The organism is Ornithinimicrobium sp. CNJ-824, from assembly GCF_001942405.1.
Classification (GTDB): domain Bacteria; phylum Actinomycetota; class Actinomycetes; order Actinomycetales; family Dermatophilaceae; genus Ornithinicoccus; species Ornithinicoccus kibberensis.
The window spans coordinates 1-1,733 of record NZ_MKKA01000047.1 but is presented as its reverse complement, the minus strand read 5'-3'; the positions used below and the strand labels follow the sequence as shown (position 1 = coordinate 1,733).

The 1,733-nt window shown below is 70.5% G+C and carries 1 pseudogene; it reads right to left on the bottom strand.

Annotated features, from left to right (window positions below):
• Nucleotides 1-208: 208 nt before the first annotated feature.
• A pseudogene (locus BJF81_RS12870) lies at nucleotides 209-1,608 on the bottom strand (IS1380 family transposase).
• Nucleotides 1,609-1,733 lie beyond the last annotated feature (125 nt).

The window sequence follows — 1,733 nt, the reverse complement described above, 5'->3', positions numbered from 1 at the left end:
TCCCCGTACTGCGGGTTCTGGAAGCCTGCCGCGGTGAGCGCAGCAGCGGGCCTCTAGCCCCGGTCTTTCATGAGGCTGGGACGGTGATGGCCTTGGGGGCTTGATCGTCGTGCTCGATCCGGAGTTGGCGTGCGGGCGTGACAGGGTTGCGGCTGGCGCTGCCGGGCTGCGGGTCTCCGGTGGTGATGTCGTGGGCGGACGGGTCTGGTCAGGCTAGGCGTGGGATCGCGGCGATGTTGGCGAAGACGGCCACGATCGCGGCGGCCCAGGGCCAGGTGGAGGGCAGTCGTAGTCGTCGGCGGCGACTGCCGTGGGTCAGTCTGGCGGGCACGTGCAGGAACCGGTACCGCAGCGCCTTGGGTTCACAAGAGGCCAGGGGCTTGGCGTCGCCGGTGAGGGCGAGCAGGCGGGTCCAGGCCACCAGGTCCGCGGCGATGCGACCAGCAGCAGCCAGGCGGAGTTGATCGCGAAGTGTCGGGAGGGGAAGCGGCCCAGGCCGGAGTCCTTGGCGTGCCGGATGCGGTCCTCGACCCGGGCGTGGGCGCGGTGCCTGGCCTCGAGGAACGCCAGCTGCCCGGCGGTGGTGTTGGTGACGAAGGCCTGGTAGCGCCACCCGTCGGCCTCCTCGAACAGGGACAGCTGCGCGCCGGGGTGGGGCCGTTCACGACGGACGATGACGCGCATCCCGGCCGGCCACCGGGCCAGCAGTCCGGCGGGGAGCAGGTCGGTCAGCTCGGCCACGTCACCGCCAGCACGGACGTCGCCGTCAGCGTCCAGTGCCGGTACCCAGACCTGCTCGGGGACCAGGGCGATCGCCCTTCGGAGCTGCTCGGTGATGGCGAACCCGACCGAGTACTCCACGGTTCGGCCGCGGACCTGGCCGGCGGTGGTCAGCCAGTCCAGCAGGTCATGAGAGGCACCAGCGCCGTCGGAGCGGACCAGCAGGTGCTTGCGGTGGGCGGCCGGGACCTGAGCGATCGCCTGGGTGAGCACCTCGATGTGGTCGGTCGCGGTGTTGGACCCAGCGCGGCCGGTGCGCAGCATCGCGGTCAGGAACTCCCCGGTGTTGTCGCACCAGACCCCGATCGGGTGGAACCCGAAGGTCCGCTTGTAGGTCGGGGAGGCCTGCTCCTTCTCGCTGTGCGCGACGACCACGGTGGCGTCCACGTCCAGCACCACCACCTGCCCCAGGTCCCTCCCGGCAACCTTGCTGGCAGGAAGGCCGCCGGGGATCTGGGCCCAGACGTGGCGGCGGACCCGGGCCCGCGCGGCGGCGGTCTTCTTGACCCGCCCCGGCGTGACCTCGTCCAGGGTGCGCCACACCGTCGGGGCCGACGCGACCGGCCCCAGGACACCGCCCTGGTGACGCAGCACGTCGATGTCGGCGATCGCCTCACCACCATCGGCAAGCATCACCGCGACGTCGACCAGCACCTGCCCACGGTCGTGGACCGGGACGAACGAGGCCCGGGCCATCGATTTGGACAGCTGGCCGGTCAGGCCGACCCGGTCGGCCAACAGCCGCAGCCCGACGCTGCCCGCGTGGGCGAGAACGCCGACACCATCAGCGGTGACGGACAGACCAGAGGACCACGAAGTACGCTTCATCTACCGAGTGCTTTCTGTTCGGGCAACCTGGGACCTTCGACAAGTCCAAGTTTCCCCTGATCAGGAAGCACTTCGGTGTTTCTACACACCGCTCACGCCCCAGCGCCGTGAAAGACCCGGGCTAG